General features: G+C 59.0%; 22 protein-coding genes. 14 read left to right on the top strand and 8 right to left on the bottom strand.

Annotated elements, in window-relative coordinates; translation table 11 throughout:
• The first annotated feature begins 62 nt into the window (after positions 1-62).
• The 4 genes from efeU to efeO (ACQ4MY_RS03950) are packed head-to-tail and all read left to right on the top strand — an operon-like array spanning position 63 to position 4,279.
• A complete protein-coding gene (efeU, locus tag ACQ4MY_RS03935; protein ID WP_440093851.1) occupies positions 63-902 on the top strand; it encodes an iron uptake transporter permease EfeU in 840 nt (279 codons plus the stop codon).
• Positions 903-910: 8 nt separating this feature from the next.
• Entirely contained in the window at positions 911-2,110 is a 1,200-nt protein-coding gene (efeO, locus tag ACQ4MY_RS03940) for an iron uptake system protein EfeO (RefSeq protein WP_440093853.1), read from the top strand.
• Between the two features lie 17 nt (positions 2,111-2,127).
• The gene (gene efeB / locus ACQ4MY_RS03945; RefSeq protein ID WP_440093855.1) at positions 2,128-3,426 is read left to right on the top strand and encodes an iron uptake transporter deferrochelatase/peroxidase subunit; all 1,299 of its coding nucleotides are present in this window, start codon (positions 2,128-2,130) and stop codon (positions 3,424-3,426) included.
• Positions 3,427-3,454: 28 nt separating this feature from the next.
• A complete protein-coding gene (efeO, locus tag ACQ4MY_RS03950) occupies positions 3,455-4,279 on the top strand; it encodes an iron uptake system protein EfeO (protein WP_277757771.1) in 825 nt (274 codons plus the stop codon).
• Positions 4,280-4,402: 123 nt separating this feature from the next.
• On the opposite strand, the gene pssA is transcribed toward efeO (ACQ4MY_RS03950), so the two are convergent.
• Positions 4,403-5,746 (bottom strand): CDP-diacylglycerol--serine O-phosphatidyltransferase, encoded by a 1,344-nt coding sequence (pssA, locus tag ACQ4MY_RS03955; protein ID WP_440093858.1) that lies wholly within the window; start codon positions 5,744-5,746, stop codon positions 4,403-4,405.
• 204 nt (positions 5,747-5,950) lie between these two features.
• On the opposite strand from pssA, the gene ACQ4MY_RS03960 reads away from it, so the two are divergent.
• Complete coding sequence (locus ACQ4MY_RS03960) at positions 5,951-6,514, top strand: TetR/AcrR family transcriptional regulator (RefSeq protein ID WP_440093860.1); 564 nt, start codon at positions 5,951-5,953, stop codon at positions 6,512-6,514.
• Positions 6,515-6,569: 55 nt separating this feature from the next.
• Positions 6,570-7,049 (top strand): nuclear transport factor 2 family protein, encoded by a 480-nt coding sequence (locus ACQ4MY_RS03965; RefSeq protein ID WP_008082590.1) that lies wholly within the window; start codon positions 6,570-6,572, stop codon positions 7,047-7,049.
• Positions 7,050-7,153: 104 nt separating this feature from the next.
• On the opposite strand, the gene sfnG is transcribed toward ACQ4MY_RS03965, so the two are convergent.
• On the bottom strand, positions 7,154-8,236 hold the full coding sequence (sfnG, locus tag ACQ4MY_RS03970) for a dimethylsulfone monooxygenase SfnG (RefSeq protein WP_440093861.1): 1,083 nt from the start codon (positions 8,234-8,236) through the stop codon (positions 7,154-7,156).
• Between the two features lie 359 nt (positions 8,237-8,595).
• Here sfnG and ACQ4MY_RS03975 point away from each other — a divergent pair, with 359 nt between their 5' ends.
• Positions 8,596-9,375 (top strand): TSUP family transporter, encoded by a 780-nt coding sequence (locus tag ACQ4MY_RS03975; RefSeq protein WP_095187207.1) that lies wholly within the window; start codon positions 8,596-8,598, stop codon positions 9,373-9,375.
• On the opposite strand, the gene nudC is transcribed toward ACQ4MY_RS03975, so the two are convergent.
• The 3 genes from nudC to ACQ4MY_RS03990 all read right to left on the bottom strand — a co-directional run bounded on the left by nudC (position 9,343) and on the right by ACQ4MY_RS03990 (position 11,957).
• The gene (nudC, locus tag ACQ4MY_RS03980) at positions 9,343-10,173 is read right to left on the bottom strand and encodes an NAD(+) diphosphatase (RefSeq protein WP_440093863.1); all 831 of its coding nucleotides are present in this window, start codon (positions 10,171-10,173) and stop codon (positions 9,343-9,345) included. The genes ACQ4MY_RS03975 and nudC overlap by 33 nt on opposite strands.
• Before the next feature lie 6 nt (positions 10,174-10,179).
• A complete protein-coding gene (locus ACQ4MY_RS03985) occupies positions 10,180-10,992 on the bottom strand; it encodes a crotonase/enoyl-CoA hydratase family protein (protein WP_440093865.1) in 813 nt (270 codons plus the stop codon).
• 194 nt (positions 10,993-11,186) lie between these two features.
• Positions 11,187-11,957: a class I SAM-dependent methyltransferase gene (locus ACQ4MY_RS03990; RefSeq protein ID WP_008082600.1), complete on the bottom strand. Its 771-nt coding sequence runs from the start codon at positions 11,955-11,957 to the stop codon at positions 11,187-11,189.
• Between the two features lie 159 nt (positions 11,958-12,116).
• Here ACQ4MY_RS03990 and ACQ4MY_RS03995 point away from each other — a divergent pair, with 159 nt between their 5' ends.
• Genes ACQ4MY_RS03995 through ACQ4MY_RS04005 form a run of 3 tightly spaced genes read left to right on the top strand, consistent with a single transcriptional unit; the run spans position 12,117 to position 13,952 of the window.
• Positions 12,117-12,650 (top strand): tetratricopeptide repeat protein, encoded by a 534-nt coding sequence (locus ACQ4MY_RS03995; protein ID WP_440093867.1) that lies wholly within the window; start codon positions 12,117-12,119, stop codon positions 12,648-12,650.
• A 19-nt stretch (positions 12,651-12,669) separates the two neighbouring features.
• Positions 12,670-13,200: an RNA polymerase sigma factor gene (locus tag ACQ4MY_RS04000; RefSeq protein WP_440094260.1), complete on the top strand. Its 531-nt coding sequence runs from the start codon at positions 12,670-12,672 to the stop codon at positions 13,198-13,200.
• Positions 13,197-13,952: an anti-sigma factor family protein gene (locus tag ACQ4MY_RS04005; RefSeq protein WP_440093869.1), complete on the top strand. Its 756-nt coding sequence runs from the start codon at positions 13,197-13,199 to the stop codon at positions 13,950-13,952. The genes ACQ4MY_RS04000 and ACQ4MY_RS04005 overlap by 4 nt, the downstream gene beginning before the upstream one ends.
• A 126-nt stretch (positions 13,953-14,078) precedes the next feature.
• Here the strand turns inward: ACQ4MY_RS04005 and ACQ4MY_RS04010 are convergent, their stop codons facing one another.
• Positions 14,079-15,380 (bottom strand): ATP-binding protein, encoded by a 1,302-nt coding sequence (locus tag ACQ4MY_RS04010; RefSeq protein ID WP_440093871.1) that lies wholly within the window; start codon positions 15,378-15,380, stop codon positions 14,079-14,081.
• Positions 15,381-15,384: 4 nt separating this feature from the next.
• The gene (locus tag ACQ4MY_RS04015) at positions 15,385-16,086 is read right to left on the bottom strand and encodes a response regulator transcription factor (protein ID WP_007912171.1); all 702 of its coding nucleotides are present in this window, start codon (positions 16,084-16,086) and stop codon (positions 15,385-15,387) included.
• 291 nt (positions 16,087-16,377) lie between these two features.
• On the opposite strand from ACQ4MY_RS04015, the gene ACQ4MY_RS04020 reads away from it, so the two are divergent.
• The 4 genes from ACQ4MY_RS04020 to ACQ4MY_RS04035 all read left to right on the top strand — a co-directional run bounded on the left by ACQ4MY_RS04020 (position 16,378) and on the right by ACQ4MY_RS04035 (position 22,010).
• Positions 16,378-17,535, top strand: a complete 1,158-nt coding sequence (locus ACQ4MY_RS04020; RefSeq protein ID WP_008082608.1) for an efflux RND transporter periplasmic adaptor subunit — start codon at positions 16,378-16,380, stop codon at positions 17,533-17,535.
• A gap of 15 nt (positions 17,536-17,550) precedes the next feature.
• The gene (locus ACQ4MY_RS04025) at positions 17,551-20,646 is read left to right on the top strand and encodes a multidrug efflux RND transporter permease subunit (protein WP_440093873.1); all 3,096 of its coding nucleotides are present in this window, start codon (positions 17,551-17,553) and stop codon (positions 20,644-20,646) included.
• A 138-nt stretch (positions 20,647-20,784) separates the two neighbouring features.
• Positions 20,785-21,426: a DUF1345 domain-containing protein gene (locus ACQ4MY_RS04030; RefSeq protein ID WP_158834838.1), complete on the top strand. Its 642-nt coding sequence runs from the start codon at positions 20,785-20,787 to the stop codon at positions 21,424-21,426.
• 149 nt (positions 21,427-21,575) lie between these two features.
• Positions 21,576-22,010, top strand: a complete 435-nt coding sequence (locus ACQ4MY_RS04035; RefSeq protein WP_440093875.1) for a hypothetical protein — start codon at positions 21,576-21,578, stop codon at positions 22,008-22,010.
• Between the two features lie 53 nt (positions 22,011-22,063).
• Here the strand turns inward: ACQ4MY_RS04035 and ACQ4MY_RS04040 are convergent, their stop codons facing one another.
• Complete coding sequence (locus ACQ4MY_RS04040) at positions 22,064-24,961, bottom strand: autotransporter outer membrane beta-barrel domain-containing protein (RefSeq protein ID WP_440093877.1); 2,898 nt, start codon at positions 24,959-24,961, stop codon at positions 22,064-22,066.
• Positions 24,962-25,010: the final 49 nt, after the last annotated feature.

The raw sequence follows: 25,010 nt of genomic DNA on the forward strand, positions 1-25,010 counted from the left end.
TGAGAATGCTTGTCATTATGTTACAACTTGTAACCTCTTCGAATGACTTAGTTGGACACCGAATGCTCGTTCCCTTTCTGATCATGCTGCGCGAAGGCATTGAAGCCGCGCTGATCGTTGGCATCATCGCCAGCTACCTCCAGCAAACCGGCCGTGGCCAGTGGATGCCTGCCGTGTGGATCGGCGTTTTCCTCGCCGCCGCCCTCGCCCTGCTGGTCGGTGGTGGTCTGGAACTGGTCAGCGCGGAATTTCCGCAGAAGCAGCAGGAACTGTTCGAAGGCATTGTCGGACTGGTCGCGGTGGGCATTCTCAGCTCGATGGTGTTCTGGATGCGCAAGGTTGCGCGTTCGATCAAGCATTCGCTGCAAGCCTCACTCGATCACGCGCTGACGTCTTCGAAACACCAAGTGATCGCATTGATCGCCATGGTGTTTTTCGCTGTAGCCCGCGAAGGGCTGGAAACGGTGTTCTTCCTCCTCGCGGTGTTCCAGCAGAGCGAAGGCCCGGGCGCGCCGATAGGTGCCCTGCTCGGCCTGATCCTGGCGATCATCGTCGGCTTCCTGATCTACAGCGGCAGCATGCGCCTCAATCTTTCGGCGTTCTTCAAGTGGACCGGGCTGTTCATTCTGGTGGTCTCCGCCGGAATTCTCGCCAACTCGGTGCAGGCCCTGCATGAAGCCGGGCTGTGGAACCACCTGCAAACCGTGCTGTTCGACTTCAGCGCGACGCTGCCGATGGATGGCCCGCTGGGCTCGGTGCTCGCCGGCATGTTCGGTTATCAGGATGCACCGACCGTCAGCACCCTTGGTGCCTATCTGATTTATCTGCTGGTGGCGCTGGTGATGTTTTTCCTCCCCGCGCCCAAACCCGCCGCGCAATCGTCTTCCGTTTCCAGCCAATAAGGGCATTCATGTCAAAGCCTAATACTCCTCAGGCCTCGCCTCCCCGCGCCTTGCGTTGGGCGGTGGCCGGTTCGGTGGTCATCATGATTGCCGCCGGTGGCCTGTTCTGGTACGCCTCGAAAATGGCGGCGGCCAAGCGTCAGCACAATCACGATGAAGTGGTGGTCAATATCCATCCGGGCAGTTGCGAACCCAATACGCTGACCGTGCCGGCCGGCCGCGCCAGTTTCCGCATCGTCAACCGCTCCGACCGCGCCGTGGAGTGGGAAATCCTCGACGGCGTGCTGGTTGTCGAAGAACGCGAAAACATCGCGCCGGGCCTGAGTCAGGTGATCAACGCCAATCTGCAACCCGGCGATTACGCGATCACCTGTGGCCTGCTGAGCAACCCGCGCGGCACCTTGCACGTCACGCCGACTGCCGCCTCCGATGCGGCCGCGAAAGCCAAACCGTCGATGGTCGCTTTCGTCGGGCCGCTGTCGGAATTCCGTGTGTACCTGGCCAGCCAGGGCAGCGCGCTGATCAAAGCCGTGACCGCGCTCAATCAAGCGATTGAAAGCGGCGACTTGAGCCAGGCTCAGGCGCTGTACCTGCCTGCCCGTGCGGCGTATCAGCGCCTGGCACCGGCCGCGCAACGCCTGGCGGAATTGGACAACAGCATCAACGCCCGCGCTGATTACTTCGAAAAACGCGAGCAGGATCCGGCCTTCGTCGGCTTCCACCGCCTCGAATTCGGCCTGTTCCAGCAGCGTAAACTCGATGAGCTGACGCCTGTTGCCCAGCGCCTGCTCAGCGACGTCACCACGCTCAAACAGCAACTGCTCGCGCAATCGCTGCCACCCGAGCAACTGGTGAACATCGTCGTGCGCAACCTCAACACCCTGGCCGACGTCCGTGCTGCCAGCGGTGAAGAGGAACGCTACAGCCACAGCGACCTCAATGGTTTCGCCGCAAATGCCGAAACCGCGCACAAAGTCGTCGATCTGCTGCGGCCAATGCTGAGCAAATCCGCCGCCGACCTGTTGCCGAAAATCGACAAGGCCTTGGCGGACTTCGACACCGAACTCAACAGTTACAAGATCAAGGACGGCTACGCCAGCTACGACTCCGTCAGCGGCGAACAACGCAAGCAGATCGCCGACAAGGCCCAGGCTCTGGCCGACGCACTGGATGGCATTGATCCCGCCCTCGGCCTCTCCGGCCTGTAAGCAGAAGACGAGTACCGATGAACGATTCAGAACCACTCAACCTGCAACGTCGCCGTGTCCTGATGGGCATGGGCGCCGCCGGTGTCGCCCTCGCCGGCTCAGCCCTGAGCTGCCCGGCCATGGCCGCCACGCCGGCGCAAGTCACCGAAGCACCGAGCAGCGACAAAACCGAAGACCGCCACGATTTCCACGGCGTGCACCAGACCGGCATCGTCACCCCGCGCCCCGCATCCGGCATGCTGGTTTCGTTCGACGTGTTGGCCAGTGATCGCGAAGACCTTGAGCGATTGTTCCGCTCCCTCAACGAACGCATCGCGTTCCTGATGAAGGGCGGCCCGGTTGAGCAGATCGACCCGAAACTGCCGCCGCCGGATTCCGGCATCCTCGGCCCGAACGTGACGCCGGACAACCTGACCATCACCGTTTCCGTCGGCGAATCGCTGTTCGACGAGCGCTTTGGTCTGGCCGATGCCAAGCCCAAGCGCCTGCAACGCATGGTCGGTTTCCCCAACGATGCGCTGGAAGCCGATTGCTGCCATGGCGACCTGAGCCTGCAGTTTTGCTCCAACACCACCGACACCAACATTCACGCCCTGCGCGACATAGTCAAAAACCTGCCCGATCTGCTGCTGGTGCGCTGGAAGCAGGAAGGCAGCGTGCCGCCGCAAGCCCCGGCGAAACCCGGTGTGCCGGCGCAATCGGCGCGCAATTTCCTCGGCTTCCGCGACGGTTCGGCCAACCCGAATTCCAACGATAGCAAAGCCATGGACAGCATCGTCTGGGTGCAACCGGGCAGCGATGAGCCGGCCTGGGCTGCGCATGGTAGCTACCAAGCGGTGCGGATCATTCGCAACTTTGTCGAGCGCTGGGATCGCACGCCGTTGCAGGAACAGGAAAGCATCCTCGGCCGGGTGAAAACCTCCGGCGCGCCTATCGGTGGCAAACACGAAACTGAAGTCCCGGACTACCACAAGGACCCGGAAGGCAAGCTGACCAAACTCGACGCGCACATTCGTCTGGCCAACCCGCGAACCGCTGCGAGTCAGGCCAACCTGATCCTGCGCCGGCCATTCAACTATTCGAATGGCGTGAACAAGAACGGCCAGCTCGACATGGGCCTGCTGTTCATCTGTTACCAGGCTGATCTGGAAAAAGGCTTTATCACCGTGCAGACCCGCCTCAACGGCGAACCGCTTGAGGAATACCTCAAACCGGTCGGCGGCGGTTACTTCTTCACCCTGCCGGGTGTCACGGGCGACAAGGATTTCATCGGTCGCTCGCTGCTCAACGCCACACAACCCAAAACCGCTGCCTAAAAACAACATTCAACACTGGAGCCGCCCCATGAAGAAGACGCCACTCGCGTTATTGCTGACCCTTGGTTTGCTCAACACCCCGCTGTCGGCATTCGCCGCGACAGCGCCGCTGGATCTGGTCGGGCCGGTGTCGGACTACAAGATTTACGTCACCGAGCAACTCGATGAGCTGGGCAGCCACACCCAACAGTTCACCGACGCCGTGAAAAAAGGCGACCTGGCCACCGCGCAGAAGCTCTACGCACCGACCCGCGTTTACTACGAGTCGATCGAGCCGATTGCCGAGCTGTTCAGTGACCTCGATGCGTCCATCGACTCCCGCGTCGACGACCACGAGAAAGGCGTGAAGGCTGACGACTTCACCGGTTTCCATCGCATCGAGTACACGCTGTTCTCTGAGAAAAGCACCCAAGGCCTGAACGAGCTGGCAGACAAGCTCAACAGTGACGTCAAAGACCTGCAAACCCGTGTGGCTGGCCTGACCTTCCCGCCTGAAAAAGTAGTCGGTGGCGCTGCTGCGCTGCTGGAAGAAGTCGCCGCAACCAAGATCTCCGGTGAAGAAGATCGCTACAGCCACACTGATCTGTATGACTTCCAGGGCAACATCGACGGCGCGAAGAAAATCGTCGATCTGTTCCGTCCACAGATCGAGAAGCAGGACAAGGCATTCGTCGCGAAGGTCGACAAGAACTTCGCCACGGTCGACAAGATTCTGGCCAAGTACAAGACCAAGGATGGCGGGTTCGAAACCTACGACAAGGTGAAGGATAACGATCGTAAAGCGCTGGTCGGGCCGGTGAATACACTGGCGGAAGACCTGTCCACGTTGCGTGGCAAGCTTGGTCTGAATTGATTTTTTGTAGCGTCTAGCAAGGCCCCATCGCGAGCAGGCTCACTCCTACATTTGGAATGCGTTCCCCTGTAGGAGTGAGCCTGCTCGCGATAGCGGCTGCATGACCGCCACAAATGTAAAACCTTACAAAATCCGGTACAGCAACCGCTCGATCCGCACCCGACTCACGCGCTTGAGAAACTTGGCCACCCCGGCCGGGTATTCCGGCAAGGTCTCCAGGCTCTGGAAATTCTCGATCCGCGTGGTATGGCGGAAAATTTCTTCCAGCTCCTTCGCCCGTGGTTCCAGCCATTCCCCCTTCGGGTCCTCAATCAGCAGCGCGTTTTCCAGATCCAGACGGAACGCCCGTGGATTAAGGTTATTGCCGGTCAGCAGCGTATAACGCTGATCGACCCACATGCCCTTGAGGTGATAGGTGTTATCGCCATCACGCCACAAGTGCAGGTTCAACTGGCCGCTGTCGATGTTGCGCTGATGGCGTTTGGCAAAGCGGCGCAGGCTGATCTCGTACAGGTACGGCAGCGCGGCGATCACTTTGAACGGCTCGCTCGGCGGGATGTAGAAATCGTTGGCAGTCTTGTCGCCGACGACGATGTCGATCTTCACGCCACGCGCCAATGCGCGGTTGATCTCGCGGATGACCCCCAGCGGCAAATTGAAATACGGCGTGCAAATGGTCAGCTGCTTTTGCGCGCTGGCAATCAGCTCGAGAATCGCCCGGTTCAGCGGGTTGTTCTTGCCAACACCAAGCAACGGCGTAACGCACAGACCGTCTCTGGCAGTGCTGCCAGTGGCGGTGTCGTACGTTGCATATTTGAGACGACTGCGCAGATCACCGATGTCGTTGCGCAGGCTGCGCGTAGTCGGCAGGTTGGGCAGATCGAGGCGATGCACAGCTTTGGATTCGATCAGGCCATGCTTGACCAGGTGATGCATCGAGTCCGCCAGTTCGTGGCTTTGCAGCACGTGATAGCGGTCGAAACGGTACTTGTCGAACTTGTGCAGGTAAACGTTGTTCAGGCTGGCACCGCTGTAGACCACGCAATCGTCGATCACGAAGCCTTTCAAATGCAGAACGCCGAACAGCTCGCGAGTCTGCACTGGCACGCCGTACACCGGCACTTCGCTCTGGTGCGTGCGGGTCATTTCCTGGTACCACGCCGAATTGCCCGGCTGCTTGCCGGCCCCGATCAGCCCGCGCTGGGCGCGCAGCCAATCGACCACCACGGCGATTTCCAGCTCAGGGCGTTTGAGCTTGGCGGCGTGCAAGGCATCGAGGATTTCCTGACCGGCTTCGTCTTGCTGCAGATACAGCGCGACGATGTAGATGCGCTGGGTCGCCGCAGCGATTTTTTCCAGCAGGCAACGACGGAACTCGGCGGCGCCGGACAGAATGGTCACGGCCTCGGCGGTCAGCGGGAAGCTGCGCAATTTGGGCAGCAAGGAACGTTTGAAAAGCAACGGCATAGGGCTCGCAATGGGTCGAATCCGAAGAACCCGAGAGCTTACACCATCGCATCCTTCGGGTCTTGTTAGTGCCTGTAAACAGATCAAAAGATCGCAGCCTTCGGCAGCTCCTACACAGACCAATGTAGGAGCTGCCGAAGGCTGCGATCTTTTGATCTTAAAAAACAATTGCAAAAGGAGAACACTCGTTCTACTGTCGGCCACATGAACGAACTAACCAATACCGAAACCCGCGACATCATTCTCGATGTCACCGAAAAGCTGATCTACAAAAGTGGCATCGCTGCCACCAGCATGGATCTTCTGGTGAAAACCGCCGGTGTCTCGAGAAAAAGCATCTACCGTTATTTTGCGGATAAGGACGAACTGGTTGCCGCCGCTCTGCAACGTCGTGACATTCGCTGGATGCACTGGTACCGAAACGCCGTCGATCAAGCCGAAAGCCCGGCAGATCGCCTGCTCAACCTGTTTACCGTACTCAACGGCTGGTTTGCCTCGGAAGGCTTTCGCGGCTGTGCATTCATCAACACCAGCGGCGAAACCGGTGACCCGAACCACCCGGTGCGGCTGGTGGCCAAGGAACACAAACAGAAGCTGCTCGACTACGTGTGCGAGCTGTGTACCGAATATGGCACCGAAGACCCGCAACTGCTGGCCAAACAGTTGCTGATCCTGATTGACGGTGCCATTACCGTAGCGCTTGTGATGGGTGATCACAGTGCCGCCGATAATGCGCAATGCATGGCGCGTAAGTTATTGGGCCTGTAATGCCTTGATAAGCCGGACTTGATGTTCAACTATTAATTAGACCGGGAGACCGAACATGTCGACTGCAGCCCAGTTACGTCCGCCACTGCCCCCCTTCAACCGTGAATCGGCCATCGAAAAAGTTCGTTTGGCCGAAGACGGCTGGAATTCCCGCGATCCGGAAAAGGTATCGCTGGCCTATACCCTCGACACGAAATGGCGCAACCGTGCCGAATTCGCCAACAACCGCGAAGAAGCCAAAGCCTTTCTGACCCGCAAGTGGGCGAAAGAACTGGATTACCGCTTGATCAAGGAACTGTGGGCTTACTCCGATACGCGCATCGCCGTGCGTTATGCCTATGAATGGCACGACGATTCGGGTAACTGGTTTCGCTCCTACGGCAACGAGAACTGGGAGTTCGATGAACAGGGCCTGATGTTCCAGCGCTATGCGTGCATCAACGACATGCCGATCAAAGAGAGCGAGCGCAAGTTCCACTGGCCACTGGGCCGCCGCCCGGACGATCACCCCGGCCTGTCCGACCTCGGCCTGTAACCCCCACCCCTGTAGGAGCTGCCGAAGGCTGCGATCTTTTGATGTTGTTTTCAAGATCAAAAGATCGCAGCCTTCGGCAGCTCCTACAAGGGGATGTGCTGCGGTCAGGCGACGGCGGCGGTTTTTTCTGATTCGAGTTCGCGTACCAGTGGCAACACTCGCTGGCCGAAGTACTCCACTTCTTCCTGAAAGTGCAGAAACCCCGCCAACACCAGATCCACCCCCACCGCCTTCAACGCGACAATACGCTCGGCAATCTGCAACGGCGTACCAATCAGATTGGTCTTGAAGCCGTCGTTGTACTGCACCAGATCCTCGAACGTCGATTTTGCCCAGTTGCCCTCGCCCTCCGGTGAGGCCCTGCCCGCCTGTTTTGCCGCATCGCCAAACGCGTTCACCGCTTCCGGATCGGCCTGATCGATGATCTGCACCAACACCGCCCGCGCCTCTTCTTCGGTGTCGCGGGCGATGACAAACGCGTTGACGCCAATCTTCACCGAGTGATTGTTCGCCGCAGCCTTGGCACGAATATCGTCAACCTGCGCCTTGATCCCCTCAACGCTGTTGCCGTTAGTGAAATACCAGTCCGAAACCCTTGCCGCCATGTCCCGTGCTGCCCGCGAGCTGCCGCCCTGAAAAATCTCCGGACGCCCCAGCGGTTTTGGCTTGAGGGTGTAATTGTCGAAACGGTAGAAGTCGCCGCGAAAGGTGAAATTGTCCTGGCTCCAGACACCCCGCAACGAACGGATGAATTCCTCGGAACGGCGGTAGCGCTCGTCGTGCTCCAGCCAGTGTTCGCCGATGGCCTGGAACTCGCCTTTGAACCAGCCGCTGACGATGTTTACCGCGACGCGGCCGTTGGTGAGTTGATCGATGGTCGCCAGTTGTTTGGCCGCCAGCGCCGGTTGCCACGGGCCGGGCAAAATGGCTGCGATGACTTTCAGCCTGGTCGTGGCGGCCAGCAAGGCATGGCTGAACGCAACCGACTCATGCTGGAACTCGGCGCCGTAACCGGCGGTGAAGCGGATCTGCGTCAACGCGTATTCAAACCCGGCGGCTTCGGCGATCTGCGCCAGTTTGCGGTTGTAGTCGATACCCCAATCGGTGCGTTGTTCGATCTTGCTGACCACCAGCCCACCGCTGACGTTCGGCACCCAGTAGGCAAATTTCACGGCTTGCTGACTCATTGGCGTGTCCTCGGGACATTTGCGGAGATGGGAGAGGTAGAGCAGCAAGCGTGCCAGCCTGAAAATTCCCGGTTTTGTCGGGTTTATCGGTTGTGCAGATGTTTTGTGGAAGGGGGATTTGTCGGCGGGTTGTTGTGTGGGCAACAGTTGGTTTTATTTGTTGGCTCGACTGCCCTCATCGCTGGCGAGCCAGCTCCCACAAGGATCGGGGTGGACAATGATCTTCAGTGCAACGCAAAAACCTGTGGGAGCTGGCTTGCCAGCGATGGCGTCAGATGGGTCGCCGCAAAAGCTGGATACAGGTAACATGACCGCCCTCCCCGCAGCCAAATCTGCGCCCTGCCGAATAAGCCGATTCCATGCCTTTCGAACTCAGCGTTGACCTCACCACCCTGGCCATTCTGGCCCTTGTCGCTTTCGTTGCCGGTTTCATCGACGCCATCGCCGGCGGTGGCGGTCTGTTGACCACACCCGCGCTGCTGACCGCTGGCCTGCCGCCACACTTGGTGCTGGGCACCAACAAACTCAGTTCAACATTCGGCTCGGCGACCGCCAGTTTCACCTTCTACCGCCGCAAGTTGTTCCATCCACGGCAATGGGTTCACGCCATTGTCGGCACACTGGTCGGCGCATTGACCGGCGCCATCGTCGCCCATTACCTGCCGGCGGAATGGCTGAACAAAATGCTCCCGGTGATCGTCTTCGCTTGCGGCTTGTACCTGTTATTCGGCGGCACACCAAAAGCGCCGCTGGACAGCGACGCACCGATCAAAAAGAAATGGCAATCGACCCAAGGCTTCAGCCTCGGTTTCTACGACGGTGTCGCCGGCCCCGGTACCGGCGCTTTCTGGACAGTCAGCAGTCTGTTGCTCTACCCGATCGATCTGGTCAAGGCCAGCGGCGTGGCGCGCAGCATGAACTTCGTCAGCAACATCGCGGCGCTGTCGGTGTTCGTGTTTTCCGGGCAGGTGGACTGGATCATCGGCCTGAGCATGGGCCTGTCGGTGATGGTCGGCGCGTTCTTTGGCGCGCGCACCGCAATCAGCGGTGGCGCCAAGTTCATTCGCCCGGTGTTCATCACCGTGGTGCTGGGTTTGACCGTGCGCCTAGCCTGGCAGCACTGGTTCAGCGTGGCCTAAGCGCCGCGCCACGTAGACGTCGATCAGATAACGCGCAATCGATTTTGACGCCGGCAACGGCGGCAGGTCGTGCACGTTGAACCACTGGGCGTCTTCGATCTCGTCTTCCTGACAGACAATCTCGCCACCGGCGTATTCGGCATGGAAGCCGAGCATCATCGAGTGCGGGAACGGCCAGCACTGGCTGCCCAGGTAATGAATGTTCTTCACCTCGATCTGCACTTCTTCGCGCACTTCACGAATCAGGCAATCCTCGGCCGATTCGCCCGGCTCGGCAAACCCGGCCAACGTGCTGTAAACCCCGGTGACGAAACGCGGTGAACGCGCCAGCAGAATCTCGTCGCCACGCGTGATCAGCACAATCATGCTCGGCGAAATGCGCGGATAACTGCGCAGGTCGCACGGCTGGCAATACATCGCCCGCTCGCGCGGCACTTGCGTCATGGCTTGCCCGCAGTTGCCACAGAAACGATGCTCGCGCGCCCAGGTGCCGATCTGCGCGGCGTAGCCGAGCACTTTGTAAATCGTGTGATCGCCATCGAGCATGAACGCCCGCAGACCTTTCCAGTTGCAACCCGGCACCTCGCTGGCACTGCGCAGTTCCAGCAAATACACCGGTTCGCCATCGAGATGGCCAATGCCGTGCTCGGTGAGGACTGACAAGTCCTGACGCTTGAGCCATTCCCGGGGGAACAGCGCGCCATTGTCATCGAACAGAAAGCCTTCCGGGCTGCGCGCCACGGCCCAGCCGCCCGGTTGATCGGTGTCGAGTACTGCAGTGGTCCAGCGAGCTGTCATGGTTTCTCAGTCCAGGAATTCGGGTTTCTGTTTGCTCATGTGGGCGGCCATGGCCACGCGCAAGTCGGTGGATTGCAGCATGGCGGCGTTCCAGGTGGCAACGTATTCGAGGCCGTCGTCGATGCGATGGTCGCGCATGTAGCTGATCATTTCCTTGGTGCCGGTGACCGCTATCGGCGATTTAGAGGCGATCTCGCGAGCGATGTCGAGCACGCCTTCGAGCAGCGCGTCCTTGTCGCTGTAGACGCGATTGACCAGGCCAATGCTGCGCGCCTCGTCAGCGCCGAAGGTGCGACCGGTGTAAGCCAGTTCACGCAGCATGCCGTCCCCGATGATCCGTGGCAACCGTTGCAAAGTGCCAACATCGGCGGCCATGCCGATATCGATTTCCTTGATCGAGAATTGCGCGTCTTCGGCGGCGTAACGCATGTCGCAGGCCGCGATCAGGTCGATCGCACCGCCCAGGCAGTAACCCTGAATCGCCGCGAGCACCGGTTTGCGGCAGTTGTCGACGGCATTGAACGACGCTTGCAGGGTGAGGATCTTGCGGCGCAGCAGGCGTGCGTTGCGGCCGACGTCCTTGCCCAGCTCATTGGCGACACCGGCGAGCATCATCAGGTCGATGCCCGAGGAGAAATGTTTGCCGTTGCCGCTGAGCACCACCACGCGCACTTCGTCGGTGTCGTCGATCCACTGGAAAATCTCGACGATCTCGCTCCAGAACGCCGCGTTCATCGAATTGATCTTTTCCGGACGATTGATCTGCACATGGGCGATGTTGTCGGCCAGTTCGACGTTGAAGGCGGAGTATTGAGTCATGGCAGTGATCCTTTACCGGGCTGAAAATGAGGCCCGAACTATAACAAGGCATCACGGTGGCGGTTCGGCCAAATGCGGGACTGACTTGAGGAGATGTACTGCAACACTCCACCCTGTAGGAGCTGCCGCAGGCTGCGATCTTTTGATGCTGATTTTAGAAGACCAGATCAAAAGATCGCAGCCTGCGGCAGCTCCTACAGGGATTTTCGTGTCACGAAGGCTGCGGTTTCGTAGGGGACTGTTACTACATCCTTGCCGCGCAACTCGGGCTCGGACGCGATCAATGCGCGAATCTGCTCATCGATCCTGGCACGCTGTGCCTGCGGCAACGCGGCAATGAAACTGGTCGAACGCACGCGGTTAAACAAGACATCCTCCGGCGAGCCGGTATGCCCATTGTGAAACTGCTGCAACTGCAGTGGCCCGAACGCCGGGTGTGGAAACGCCTTGCGCCATTCACCGGTGTAATAACGCGGCGTATCACCTTCCAGCGCATTAACAATGGCGTCCAGCTTCGGCACCCAGCTCACTTGAGTGTCACGCAGGTTCCAGATCAACCCCAACTTGCCGCCAGGCTTGAGCACTCGAGCGATCTCGGTCAACGCTGCTTCGCTGGCAAACCAGTGAAACGCCTGCGCGCAAATCACCACGTCGACCGACGCATCCGGTAGCGGCAGATCGGTCGCCGTGCCATGCACGGCCAACACCTGCGGCCAGGCATCAGAAAGTTTCTCAAGCATCTGCGCCACGGGTTCGACGGCGATAACCTGCGCGCCCGTGGCCACCAACCGACCGGTGAATTTGCCGGTACCGGCGCCCAGATCGATCACCGTCTTGTGATCATCCAGACCTAACGTTGCCGTCAGCCAGTCACTGACTTGCGGCGGGTAATCCGGACGCCCTTTGACGTAGGTATCGGCGGCCGTTTTGTAGCCCCCGGTGGAATGATGGAGATGATCGTTCATGGCAGTCCCCCTTAACACAGAGCTTCGGATCAACGGCAGACGCTTGCGAGCATAGCGCCGGAATTTGTGCCTGACTTGAACAGTCACTGACTAAGCAATGAATAAAATTTCACCCTGTGGTGTTCAAAGTGAAACATAACCCCCTGTGGAGCCTTGCCCATGACTATCCGTTCCGTTATGTTCGCCGCCCCGTTGCTGCTGGCGGCGGCGCTGTCCAGCCACTTGGCCTTTGCCAACGGTGATGAGGACGACCCGGTGCAGAAGCCCGAGTGCCCCAAAGGCCAGGTCTGGGACAGCAAGACGCAAAAATGCGTACTGCAGACCAGCAGCCTGCTGCCGGACGCCGACCGTACCGATTACGCCTATCGTCTGGCCAAGGACGGTCGTTATGAAGAAGCCCTGGCACTGCTCGACACGCTGAAAAACCCGGACACCGCTAAGGCCCTCAACTATCGCGGCTACGCCACGCGCAAACTGGGACGCACCGACGAAGGCATCGGCTATTACCTGAAATCGGTGAAACTCGATCCGCAATACGCGCAAGTGCGCGAATACCTCGGCGAAGCCTACGTGATCAAAGGCCGCGTCGACCTGGCGCAGGAACAACTGCAGCAGATCAAATCGATTTGCGGCACGTCCTGCGAGGAATATCAGGACCTGGCGCAAGCCATCAACGATTCATCGAAAACCTGACCATCAACAACCGGAGGCCATCATCGTCAGCGATCAGGCATTCAGAGCAGAACTCGGACAGCATCTGGCGCGGCTCTGGCGTTACGGCTTGCTGCTGTCGCGCAATCGGCATGTCGCCGAGGATCTGGTGCAGGCGACCTGTGTGCGGGCGCTGGAACGTGCCGGTCAGTACGTGGCCGGAACGCGCATGGACCGCTGGTTGCTGAGCATTCTGCATTCGATCTGGCTCAATGAAGTTCGCTCGCGCCGCGTGCGTCAGGGCTCGGGACAGGTCGACGCCGAAGGTCAATTGGCGGTTGATGGTGAATACGCTGCGCAGACTCATGTGCTGGCCGCGCAAGTGATTCGCCGGGTGGACGCCCTGCCCGAGAGCCAGCGCGAAACCGTTTACCTGGCCTACGTCGAAGGCCTGTCCTACCGCGAAGTGGCCGAGATTCTGCAAGTGCCGATCGGCACGGTGATGAGCCGGCTGGCCACCGCGCGCCTGAAGCTTGCCGAGTATCCGCCGCTACAAGCCGTACCGAAAACCACCGAAGGAGATCGCCCATGAACACACCTTCGGATGAACAACTGGTCGCCTATCTGGACGACGAACTCGACCCCGGCTATCGCCAGCAATTGAAGGACGCGATTGCCGATGATCCGCTGCTCAACTTGCGCGTGCAGTGGCTGAGCCGCAGCAGCCTGTCGTACAGGAACGCCTACGATGAACTCGCACGGCAAGCCCCGCTGGAACGTTTGCAGGCGCGGCTGGACGCGATTCCTGCACGGGAACCTCAGGGACTGAGTCGACGCTGGTTCATCGGCGCTGCCGCCGCAGGTCTGGTGGCTGCCGGCGTGCTGGCTGACCGCTTGTTTCTCGCCTGGCACACCCGGCAAGCGCAAGACTGGCGCACTCTGGTGGGCGATTACATGGCGCTCTACGTGCCGCAGACACTCGAACATTTGCCGGCCGACGAAGCAGCGCAACGCGCGCAATTGCGCACCATTGATGCCCGCCTCGGGTTGAACCTCACGCCCGCCGCGTTGAAGCTGCCCGGTGCCGAGTTCCGACGCGCGCAAATGCTTGAATACGACGGCGTGGCGATTGCGCAAATCGTTTATCTGGATGCGCGTTACGGACCGCTGGCACTGTGTGTCACCCGCTCGAACAGTGGCAATCGGGCGCTGGCACATGAACGTCGACACAGCATGAACGTGGTGTTCTGGACCCAGGGGCAACATGCGTGGATGTTGATCGGCCATAACCCGGCCAACGAGCTGGCGCACATGGCCACATCCCTGAGCAACAACCCCACCTGAACCCTACCTCTGTAGGAGCTGCCGAAGGCTCGGGCCGCCATCGGACGATCTTTTGATCTTGTCTTTTTTTGATCTTGTCTTTCTAAAGATCAAAAGATCGCAGCCTTCGGCAGCTCCTACAGAGGTTCAGGCGGTGAGGGGTAGCCAGAGGCGGAAGCGCGCACCACCCAACGGTGAAGACTCCACGGTCAGCGTGCCGCCCTGGGCTTCCAGCGCTCGGCGGCTGATGGCCAGGCCCAGACCGAACCCGCCGGTGGCTCGGTCGCGGCTGCGGTCGAGGCGATAGAACGGCTCGAAGATCCGCTCGCGTTCATCATCGGGGATGCCGATACCATCGTCATCGACCCAGATTTCGCACCCCTCACCGTTGACCTGCACGCCAATCTGAATGCGCTTTTCGCAATAGCGCATGGCATTGCGCAGCAGGTTCTGGATCGCGCGTGCGGTCAGGCGCGGATCCAGCGAAAAGCGTTCGAGCTGCCCGTGCAGCAAGACATCGATGACGATGTCCGGCGACTCCAGTTCCTCATCGACACTGCCCAGAATGCTGTCGATAAACTCGTCCAGCGACACCTCGACCTGCTCCGGCAGTTGCGCCGGGTTTTGCAATCGGCTGTAAGACAGCAACTCCAGCACCAACTCGTCCAGCTCGCGGATGTGCGCGACCAGCCCCTGCAAGCGCTCGCGGCTGGCAGTCGGCAAGTCGTCGGACAGCGCCAGGGCGAGGCCGAAATCCAGCCGCGTCAACGGCGTGCGCAGCTCGTGGGACACGGCATTGAGCAAGTCTCGTTGTTGATTGAGCAGGTTTTCGATGTCGCCGGCCATGGTGTCGAACACATTGGCGAGGCTGCCGATGTTGGAACTCGCGGCGATGTTGGTACGTTCGCTCAAATGGCCCTTGCCGAAACGCTCGGCGGTGCCCCTGAGCCGTTCGAGGTCACGCCAGTGCGGCCGCAGCCACATCAACAGGCACGCCAGCAAGGTTGCCCCCACCAGCACGTTGATGCTCCAGTACAGCAAATTGACGTCCATCGGATCGGGCGGCACGACCATTTGCACGGCCATTTCGTTGTCCAGCGGCGTCACCGCCAGCGTGCGCCAGCCCCAGTCGCCGATGCGCACCATGTTTTCTCCGCGCAACAACCGCTCGCGTTCAATCGCCGTGAACTCGGGGTCATCGATGCGCGCCAGGACGATGTGCAGCGGTTGGAAATCCTTGTCCATTGATGCTGCCAGCGCCGGCCACTGATCTCGCGGCGTGGCGTGAAACTGCCGGGTGATCAGCGATTGCAAGCCGCGCGAATAATCGAGGTTGTAGGTGACAAAACGCTCGCGGAACGCCATGACCACCAGATCCGGCACCAGATAGATCGCCGCGCTGTACGAGACGATCGTCACCAGATACAGGCGAAACAGGATGCGAAACATCAGTTCAGCATTCCCATTCGGAACGGCTGAACAGGTACCCCTTGCCCCACACGGTCTTGATCTTGCGCGCTTCGCCGGCATGATCGTCGAACTTGCGCCGCAATTTCGAGATCGCGACGTCCACCGACCGGTCGGTGCCGTTGAATTCGATGCCGCGCAGGCGTTGCAGGATCTGATCGCGGCTGAGCACTTCGCCGGCGTGCCGCGCCAGCACCACCAACAAGTTGTATTCGCCACTGGACAGCTCAACCGGCTGGTCACGCCAGGTTACGGTGCGCTCGGACAGATCAATGCACAGATTGCCCATGAGGATACGGTCGTTGGCCGTCAACGGTTCGCCAAGACTGCTGCGACGCAACAGCGTGCGGACACGGGCCAGTAATACACGCGGCTCGCACGGTTTGGTGACGTAGTCATCGGCGCCCATTTCCAGGCCCAGCACCTGATCATGGCTGTCATCGCGTGCTGTCAGCATCAATATCGGCAGCGTGGCCGAGTCCGCACGCAGCAAGCGGCAGACTTGCAGACCATCGAGGCCGGGCAACATCAGGTCGAGGATCACCAGGTCCGGCGGATTGACTCGGGCCCGCTCACGTACGTGGTCACCACGGCCGATAACGCTGACAGAGTAACCGTTGCGCTCCAGGTAGCTGGAAATCAGTTCAGCGAGGGCGGTGTCGTCTTCGACCAGGAGGATGTTGGGCATGGGTGATCCAGAAAGTGCAGTGGCGACCTTGAAGGCCTCATCGCGGGCAAGCCCGCTCCCACAGGGTTCTCGGGTGATCACAACATGTGTGTCCACAACAGATCCCTGTGGGAGCGGGCTTGCCCGCGATGGCCATCCAACTGTCGCAATAAATTTCAAGGCGTAAAGGATATACGCCCTCACCCGTCCCTGAGTAAAACCCTTACACAATTTCACACAGCGCCTACAAAGCTTCACCGCTAATCTCGGCGACTGCCCGTAGGATGCGGGCATCAATATTGGGGGTAGTACATGTCGAACAAACTGCTGGCCGGGCTCGGCCTGATCGCATTGGCGCTGTCACTGAGCGCCTGTGATTCATCCTCGAAAGCCGAAGAGCAGGCGCCGCCCGCCACCGTGCGCATCGAGACCATCGAAACCCGCCCCCTGTCGATCAGCAGCGAACTGAGCGGGCGCATCGCCGCCCCGCGGATCGCCGAAGTGCGCGCCCGGGTGGCCGGCGTGGTCCTGCAACGCAGCTTTCGCGAAGGCAGTGACGTGAAAAAGGGCGATGTACTGTTCCGCATCGACCCGGCACCGTTCAAGGCCGATCTCGACAGCGCCGACGCCGCTTTACGCAAGGCCGAAGCCAATGCGTTTCAGGCGAAGTTGCAAGAACAACGCTACGCCCAGCTGATCGATGACAAAGCCATCAGCGCGCAGGATTACGACAACGCCCGCGCCATGGCCCGGCAGACCGCCGCCGACGTCGCCGCCAACAAGGCTGCCGTCGAGCGGGCCAGACTCAATCTGGGTTACGCCACAGTCACTGCGCCAATCTCCGGGCGTGTCGGGCGCGCACTGGTCACCGAAGGCGCCCTGGTCGGGCAGAACGAAACCACGCCATTGGCATTGATTCAGCAGCTCGACCCGATCCACGCCGACGTCACCCAGTCGACCCGTGAGCTGAACGAACTGCGCCGCGCGTTCCGCTCCGGTCAGTTGCACCAGGTTGGCCAGGATCAAGTCAAAGCCACATTGATTCAGGACGACGGCAGCCTCTACCCGTTGCCGGGCAAGTTGCTCTTCGCTGATATCACGGTTGACCCGGGCACCGGCCAGATCATTCTGCGCAGCGAGTTCCCCAACCCCGACCTCGACCTGCTGCCGGGCAGCTTTGTGCGTGTGCGTCTTGAGCAGGCGACGATCCAGAACGGCATTACCGTGCCGCAACGTGCGGTACAGCGTGACAGCGCCGGTATTGCGCAAGTGCTGACGGTCGATGAGCAAATGCGCATCGCCCAGCAACCGGTGCAACTGGGCGCGGTGCAAAACGATCGCTGGATCGTCACCGGCGGCCTCAAGCCCGGCGACCGCATTGTCATTGAAGGCCTGCAACACGCCCGTCCCGGCGAAAAAGTGCAGATCGACGACACCCCTCTTCCACTTGCCCAGGCTTCTGGTCAGTAAGCAGGACGCTTTCATATGCCGCAGTTCTTTATCGACCGCCCGGTATTCGCCTGGGTGGTCGCACTGTTCATCCTGTTGGCCGGTGCGCTGGCCATACCGCAGCTACCCGTGGCGCAATACCCGGACGTCGCGCCGCCACAGATCGAAATATATGCCGTGTACCCCGGCGCTTCGGCGCAAACCGTCGATGAAAGCGTGGTCAGCCTGATCGAAGAGGAACTCAACGGCGCCGATCACCTGCTGTACTTCGAATCGCAGAGCAGCCTCGGCAGCGCGACGATCAAAGCTACTTTCCAGCCGGGCACCAACCCGGAACTGGCGCAGGTCGATGTGCAGAACCGTCTCAAAGTGGTCGAGTCGCGCCTGCCGCAAGCGGTCAATCAGCAAGGCTTGCAGGTGGAGAAAGTCTCTTCCGGTTTCCTGCTGCTGATCACCTTGACCTCCAGCGACGGCAAACTCGATGACGTAGCGCTCAGCGATTATCTGGCGCGCAATGTCATGAACGAAATCAAGCGTCTGGACGGCGTCGGCAAGGCGCAGCTGTATGGCGCCGAACGTGCCATGCGCATTTGGGTCGACCCGCAGAAGCTGATCGGTTTCAACCTGACGCCGGCTGACGTCAACGCCGCCATCACCGCACAGAATGCGCAGGTGTCTGCCGGCAGCATCGGCGACCTGCCCAACCCGTCCAGCCAGGAAATCACCGCGACGATTTTGGTCAAGGGTCAGTTATCGACGCCTGAAGAATTTGCCGACATCGTGCTCAAGGCCAATCCGGACGGCTCGACCGTGCGTATCGGCGACGTGGCAAGGGTCGAGATCGGCAGTCAGGAATACCAGTTCGGCACACGCCTGAATGGCAAGCCGTCCACCGCCGTTGGTGTGCAGCTGTCGCCCGGCGCCAATGCGCTCGCCACCGCAACCCTGGTGCGGGCGAAGATGGATGAGCTGTCGCGCTACTTCCCGGTGGGCGTTGAATACAAGATCCCGTACGACACATCGCCGTTCGTCAAAGTCTCGATCACCAAAGTGGTGTACACCCTCGGCGAGGCGATGTTGCTGGTGTTTGCGGTGATGTTCCTGTTCCTGCAGAACGTCCGTTACACATTGATCCCGACGCTGGTGGTGCCGGTCGCACTGATGGGCACCTTCGCCACGATGTTGGCGCTGGGTTTCTCGATCAACGTGCTGACCATGTTCGGCATGGTGCTGGCCATCGGCATTCTGGTGGACGACGCCATTGTTGTGGTGGAGAACGTCGAGCGGATCATGGCCACCGAAGGCTTGTCGCCCAAAGAGGCGACACGCAAAGCCATGACGCAAATCACCGGCGCCATCATCGGCATCACCTTGGTGCTGGTCGCGGTGTTCATTCCGATGGCGTTCATGCAGGGTTCGGTCGGGGTGATCTACCAGCAGTTTTCGTTGTCGATGGCGACGTCGATCCTGTTCTCGGCCTTCCTCGCCCTGACGCTGACGCCCGCCTTGTGCGCAACACTGCTCAAGCCGATTGCCAAAGGCGAGCATCACGAGAAATCCGGATTCTTCGGCTGGTTCAACCGCCGCTTCGAACACCTGACCGATCGTTATCAGGGCTGGGTCGGTTATGCGCTCAAACGCACCGGGCGTTACCTGCTGATCTACGTCGTGCTGTTGGTCGGGCTGGGGATTTGCTTCATGCGCCTGCCCTCCTCGTTCCTGCCGGTGGAAGATCAGGGCTACACCATCACCGATATTCAACTGCCACCTGGCGCGACCAAGAATCGCACGGTGCAGGTTGCCGAACAGTTCGAGGCGCACAACGCCGGCGAGCCGGGGATCAGTGACAGCGTGGTGATTCTGGGCTTCAGTTTTTCCGGCAGCGGTCAGAACGCCGCGCTGGCGTTTTCTACACTCAAGGACTGGTCGCAACGGGGCAGCGACGATTCGGCGAGTTCGATCGCCGATCGCGCCAACATCGCCCTCAGCCAGATCAAGGATGCAATGGCGTTCGCTGTATTGCCGCCACCCGTTGACGGCCTCGGCACCTCCAGCGGTTTCGAATTCCGCCTGCAGGATCGCGGCGGCCTCGGCCATGCCACGCTGATGCAGGCGCGCACCGAACTATTGGCGGCGGCGGAGAACAGCCCGGTGCTGATGAATGTGCGTGAAAGCGCACTGGCCGAAGCGCCGCAAGTGCAGCTGGAAGTGGATCGCAAACAGGCTAACGCGCAGGGCGTATCGTTTGCCGATATTGGCAACGTACTGTCGACCGCGGTGGGCTCGGCGTATATCAACGACTTCCCCAATCAGGGGCGGATGCAACGCGTTGTGGTGCAGGCCGAAGGTGATCAACGCAGTCAGGTCGACGACCTGCTGAAAATGCACGTGCGCAACAACAACGGGAAAATGGTGCCGTTGTCAGCGTTCGTCCAGGCCAAATGGATTCAGGGCCCGGCGCAACTCACCCGCTATAACGGTTACCCGGCCATTTCGATCTCCGGTGAACCGGCGCCCGGCCACAGCACCGGTGAAGCCATGGCCGAGATCGAACGTCTGGTGGCGCAAGGGCCGAAGGGCCTGGGTCAGGAATGGACAGGGCTGTCCTTGCAGGAGCGTTTGTCCGGTAGCCAAGCGCCGATTCTGCTCGGCTTGTCGCTGCTGATCGTGTTCCTGTGTCTGGCGGCGCTGTACGAGAGCTGGTCAATTCCGACCTCGGTGTTGCTCGTGGTGCCGCTGGGTGTGCTCGGCGCGGTGTTGGCCGTGACGCTGCGCGGCATGCCCAACGATGTGTTTTTCAAAGTCGGGCTGATCACCATCATTGGTCTGTCGGCGAAGAACGCGATCCTGATCATTGAGTTCGCCAAGAGTCTCTATGACGAAGGGCATGACCTGATTGATGCGACGTTGCAGGCAGCACGTTTGCGTCTGCGCCCGATCGTGATGACATCGCTGGCGTTCATTCTCGGTGTAGTGCCGCTAGCGATTGCCACTGGCGCCAGTTCGGCAAGCCAACAGGCGATCGGTACTGGCGTGATCGGCGGGATGATTACCGCAACGCTGGCAGTCATCTTCGTACCTGTCTTCTTCGTGGTCGTCATGAAGCTCGTACAACGCTTCACCAAGCACTGATGCAAATGCAGGAGCTGCCTCAGGCTGCGAACTTTTGACGTTGTTTTGAAAATCAAAAGATCGCAGCCTGCGGCAGCTCCTACAAAAGCGTGTTTGCGTGAGCTATGGTGCTGGGATTGTTCACTCTTGTGAGTTCTCATGCGCTTCCTTGCCCGTACCCACCCTCGCCTGTCAGCTGCCGCTCTGGTTGGGCTCTGCGCGGGTCTGTTGGCCCCGGCCGATTCGACCATCAGTAAAATCCTCATCGGCTGGAACGCCGGCGTCTGGACCTACCTGGCCCTGATGCTGTGGCTGACCGTGCGCGCCAAGGCGCCGGACGTCAAACGCATCGCTGAAATCGAAGACGAAAATGCCGGGCTGGTGTTGTTCGTTGTCTGCATCGCGGCGCTGGCCAGCCTGGCGACCATTACCTTTGAACTGGCCGGTAGCAAAGACCTTGAAACCACTCGAAAACTGCTGCATTACGGTTTTACCGCAATGACGGTCATCGGCTCGTGGTTGTTGATCGGCATGATCTTCAGCGTCCACTACGCCAGGCTTTACTACACATGGGACGGCAAGGAACCCGCCCTGCGGTTTGCCGAAGGACTGACAACGCCCAACTATTGGGATTTTCTGTATTTCTCGTTCACCATCGGTGTTGCGGTGCAAACCGCCGACGTGGGTGTCGCGACTCGTGACCTGCGCAAGATAGTGCTTGCACAATCGTTAATTGGATTCGTGTTCAACACGGCGATACTAGGCTTTTCCATCAACATTGCCGCGGGCTTGTTCGGCTGATGGCGCGAGTATTGAAATCACACTGCAAACACGCTGTAAACTGTCAGAGTTGACAGTTTACAACCGCAATCCGCTGCGCTTTGATGGATTGTCCCTGAACAGGCCAACTCAGGCCTCTGGATACCTTCACTCGCATAGAGGATTGGATGATGAAAAAAAATACCCGATTGAATCCCGAGGTCCCTTTCTTCACGGCCGTCGTTGACGGTCTTCCCTTTACCGCCAATCAGCGACTTGTTGAAGAAGTGAGTTTGGCTCCCCCGCTTGATCATCATTATATTTTCTACGGCATTCAGCGCGAAGTTAACCTGGAGTATCGGGAAATCCGCATCATTGTGCCAACATCGCTGGAATTCCAGGCCTATACACTGGGCAGGCCTGAGTCAGAGGCGCGTTTTGAATTCATTGATAACTCGATGAATGTCTATGTTGGAGTTGAAGGCACGATCACGCTCTGCGAATCGAGCAAACCGGAGTACGGCGCAGTAGCCGCTTGGTTCACCCTGAGAGCCGAGGATGACGGCACTGACAGATCAATCGACATTAATGGTCGCTTTGACATGTTGCTTCCCGTGATTCGTTAACTACAAAAAAAACCCCGACACTGGTCGGGGTCTTTTTTTGCTGAAATCGCAGCTTAATAGTTATAACTTACGCCGACATTGCCACTCCAGTTTTGATCAATACTCTGGCCTTTGCTGCCACCTAACTCCGCGTAAACCTGCCATTTATTCTGCGCTGCCACCCAGTTCATCCCAACAGCGTACTCGACATTGGTACTGGATGGATCGCTGTTGAAATCATCATCATTAACTTCAACATCGTTGCTTTTGACAAACTCATGGCCGACCGCCATACGCGCCCTTGGTTGAAATTTACCGCCGCCACTCAAGGCAAATTCGCGCCCGACAGTCACACCGACTTTACCCTGCAGCGAGCGTGCAGCATCGGTGTCCACTTGCAGGCCATTGTCCATTCGATATTGCTTGCCTTCAACAGCCGCAAGTCCCACTTGCACAAAAGGCTCAATGAACACGCGGTTGTCAAATTCGATGTGCTTACCTGTTTCAACGGTTGCGCTAAGACCGAGGTTTTTATACTTGCCTTGGCTGCGTGTGCCATCACTCATCGTCACTTTGGTCTTGTTATCGAATTGGTTGACCTTCCCGACGACATCCAGGTAGAGACCGCTTTCGACGTCGAACAATGTACCGTAGACGCCCGCATTTACACTGTCGACCGTTGCTGTAGAACCGTTTTTCAAATCGAGATCCGTGCGCCCGGCCCCGACAAACGCACCGATCAGCCATTGTTGTCCGCCCAGTTGCGCTTGTGTGTCGGCCCCCAGGGCAAAACCTCGCTGGTTTTGAGTAAACCCGCCTCCGTACGCGTTCGAGACGTTGTACTGACTGCCATAGCTGCGAGTCCAGACGCTGCTGCTGAGGTGTTTAACCGACTCACCATTGCGGGCTGCACCGAACGAGTTGGCGCCACCGCTCCCCAGGCGGCGATCACCCATACGGCTGTTCAGCGTCGTCATCTCTCCATAAAGGATGCTGGGCGCGCTGCCAGCAACCGCTACCGCGGCGTTGGTAGACGTACTGACTGTCTGGTTGGGACGCAGGTAAAGTCCCTCGCCTTCTCTGGCCAGCTCGTAGGTGCGGGAGCCGGCATCGACCAGCTTGCTCAAGGCAAAGTTGGCATCGCCGCTGGCAATATTGCCGATCTTGACGTCGTCGGAGTTTGCCGGATTGGTGCCACTTGCCGTCACTTGAAGCTTGTGGTCGCCACTGGCGCTTTGCGTGACGTTCAAAAAACCGCTGTCGTGCGTATCAACGTCCGTCTGAATGACAAATGTACCCGTGCCATTAAGTGTCGCCACATCCAGTTGATGGTTAAGTCCCAGATGGACAACCCCTTTCTCCAACTGCAGGTTATGCACCGTAGCGTTACCGGTGGTCAGCCATTGGCTGTCATTACGAATCTGCAGGTCGGAAGAGTTTTCAATTGCACCGGTCAATGTGGATGCGTTATTCAGCACAACGCTACCGCCCTGTGCGGTCTTGACATCACCCACCAGACTGGAGCCGTTATTCAACGAGAGGCTGGCGACTTCGGTCACACCACCGACGATTTTGCTGAGACTGTTGATCACTACCTGGTCGACATCATGCACGTTGCCAGTCAACGTCGAACCGTTCTGGAATTGCACGCTATCAGCACTTTCAATACTGCCGGTCAATGTGCTTTGGTTATCGAAAACCACCTGCGAAACATTGCGCAGATTGCCATTGAACGTCGAGCCATTAAGAAATTGTGCATTGCCGGTGTCGAGTATTTCACCGCTCATTTTACTCTGGGCGTCAAACACGACCTGATCGACGTCACGCAGATCACCGTTCATCGTCGATGCATTGAGGAAACGCACACTACTGGCGCCGAGTACATCACCGGTCATTGCGCTTTGCGTATCAAACACGACCTGATCGACGTCACGCAGATCACCACTCAACGTCGAGCCATTGAGGAACTGCACAGTGTCGGCGCCGAGTACGTCACCGGTCATTGTGCTTTGAGTGTCGAAGGCAATCTGCGCAACGTTCTCAAGATTGCCTGTAAGCGTCGACGCATTCTGGAAACGGGCATTGGCCGAACTGCTGTTGTCGACTACCACAGCGCCGTTAACCAGACTGTTGTCGACAACAAGATCAACCGTCGCACCTTGCTTGACCTCAATCGCGTTGCCGTTGCCGCCAGACAACGAGGAACGGTTGGCCAGCGCGATGTTGACCGTTGTACCGGTCAAGTTGGTGTAATCCGTGGAAATACCAGGCCCGCTGCTCCCAACGACATGGGAGTTATCCAGCGTCACTGTTGAAGCCTCAGTCCGGGTCGGCTCGCTACCAATCAATAACCCTGTGGTGCCGCCGATGACCGAGGAGTTGGTTGCCCTGAACGTGCCATTCAGCAGCCTTACCCCTTGCGAGGCGGCACCTGTCGCAGTCAACTGACTGTCGTTCAGATCAAGCACTCCCAAACCGTTGATCTGCGCAGCAAAAGTCACCGCCGTCACCGTGCTGTTGCTCAACTTCACGCTGGACCCGGTCTGGTCCTGAATGTTTCGCGTCAAGAACAAGCCTGACCCATTGCTGATCACTGTGCTGTTCGTCAACTCCGCGCTGCTGCTCGCCAATCGGAGCGCGTCGCCGGTACCGAGGGTGTTTTCAATGGTTCCGCCATTCATATTCATGATCGAAAGCCGTTCAAGCCGGATTTGCTGGTTGTAGCCACCATTGACCGAGAGCTTTGCAGTCAGTGCGGTAATGTTCTGGGTGACCGCATCGTTGGCAATCAGCTCGGAGTTAGGGTTTAACGTCCAGGATTCAACGGCGGATGTACTGTCTATCGTCTTGACTTCGCCGGGATTTAGCGCACCCGCCTGTGTCGCAGAGACCGATAGCATTAACAAAACAAAGGAAGAGGCCTCACGGCAATATTGAATATGTCGAAACTTATAAATTAATGAACTAGGCATACTAAAAGACCTGAGCAATCTTGCGCCTTATAAAAACAACACGAATGCT

The sequence above is a fragment of the Pseudomonas sp. SM4 genome (assembly GCF_051913165.1).
In the GTDB taxonomy this organism is placed as follows: Bacteria; Pseudomonadota; Gammaproteobacteria; order Pseudomonadales; family Pseudomonadaceae; genus Aquipseudomonas.

Bases quoted from the DNA above. Each gene is read 5' to 3' on its own strand.
- efeU (WP_440093851.1), top strand. From the start codon at position 63: ATGCTCGTTCCCTTTCTGATCATGCTGCGCGAAGGCATTGAAGCCGCG.
- efeO (WP_440093853.1), top strand. From the start codon at position 911: ATGTCAAAGCCTAATACTCCTCAGGCCTCGCCTCCCCGCGCCTTGCGT.
- efeB (WP_440093855.1), top strand. From the start codon at position 2,128: ATGAACGATTCAGAACCACTCAACCTGCAACGTCGCCGTGTCCTGATG.
- efeO (WP_277757771.1), top strand. From the start codon at position 3,455: ATGAAGAAGACGCCACTCGCGTTATTGCTGACCCTTGGTTTGCTCAAC.
- pssA (WP_440093858.1), bottom strand. From the start codon at position 5,746: ATGCCGTTGCTTTTCAAACGTTCCTTGCTGCCCAAATTGCGCAGCTTC.
- ACQ4MY_RS03960 (WP_440093860.1), top strand. From the start codon at position 5,951: ATGAACGAACTAACCAATACCGAAACCCGCGACATCATTCTCGATGTC.
- ACQ4MY_RS03965 (WP_008082590.1), top strand. From the start codon at position 6,570: ATGTCGACTGCAGCCCAGTTACGTCCGCCACTGCCCCCCTTCAACCGT.
- sfnG (WP_440093861.1), bottom strand. From the start codon at position 8,236: ATGAGTCAGCAAGCCGTGAAATTTGCCTACTGGGTGCCGAACGTCAGC.
- ACQ4MY_RS03975 (WP_095187207.1), top strand. From the start codon at position 8,596: ATGCCTTTCGAACTCAGCGTTGACCTCACCACCCTGGCCATTCTGGCC.
- nudC (WP_440093863.1), bottom strand. From the start codon at position 10,173: ATGACAGCTCGCTGGACCACTGCAGTACTCGACACCGATCAACCGGGC.
- ACQ4MY_RS03985 (WP_440093865.1), bottom strand. From the start codon at position 10,992: ATGACTCAATACTCCGCCTTCAACGTCGAACTGGCCGACAACATCGCC.
- ACQ4MY_RS03990 (WP_008082600.1), bottom strand. From the start codon at position 11,957: ATGAACGATCATCTCCATCATTCCACCGGGGGCTACAAAACGGCCGCC.
- ACQ4MY_RS03995 (WP_440093867.1), top strand. From the start codon at position 12,117: ATGACTATCCGTTCCGTTATGTTCGCCGCCCCGTTGCTGCTGGCGGCG.
- ACQ4MY_RS04005 (WP_440093869.1), top strand. From the start codon at position 13,197: ATGAACACACCTTCGGATGAACAACTGGTCGCCTATCTGGACGACGAA.
- ACQ4MY_RS04010 (WP_440093871.1), bottom strand. From the start codon at position 15,380: ATGTTTCGCATCCTGTTTCGCCTGTATCTGGTGACGATCGTCTCGTAC.
- ACQ4MY_RS04015 (WP_007912171.1), bottom strand. From the start codon at position 16,086: ATGCCCAACATCCTCCTGGTCGAAGACGACACCGCCCTCGCTGAACTG.
- ACQ4MY_RS04020 (WP_008082608.1), top strand. From the start codon at position 16,378: ATGTCGAACAAACTGCTGGCCGGGCTCGGCCTGATCGCATTGGCGCTG.
- ACQ4MY_RS04025 (WP_440093873.1), top strand. From the start codon at position 17,551: ATGCCGCAGTTCTTTATCGACCGCCCGGTATTCGCCTGGGTGGTCGCA.
- ACQ4MY_RS04030 (WP_158834838.1), top strand. From the start codon at position 20,785: ATGCGCTTCCTTGCCCGTACCCACCCTCGCCTGTCAGCTGCCGCTCTG.
- ACQ4MY_RS04035 (WP_440093875.1), top strand. From the start codon at position 21,576: ATGAAAAAAAATACCCGATTGAATCCCGAGGTCCCTTTCTTCACGGCC.
- ACQ4MY_RS04040 (WP_440093877.1), bottom strand. From the start codon at position 24,961: ATGCCTAGTTCATTAATTTATAAGTTTCGACATATTCAATATTGCCGT.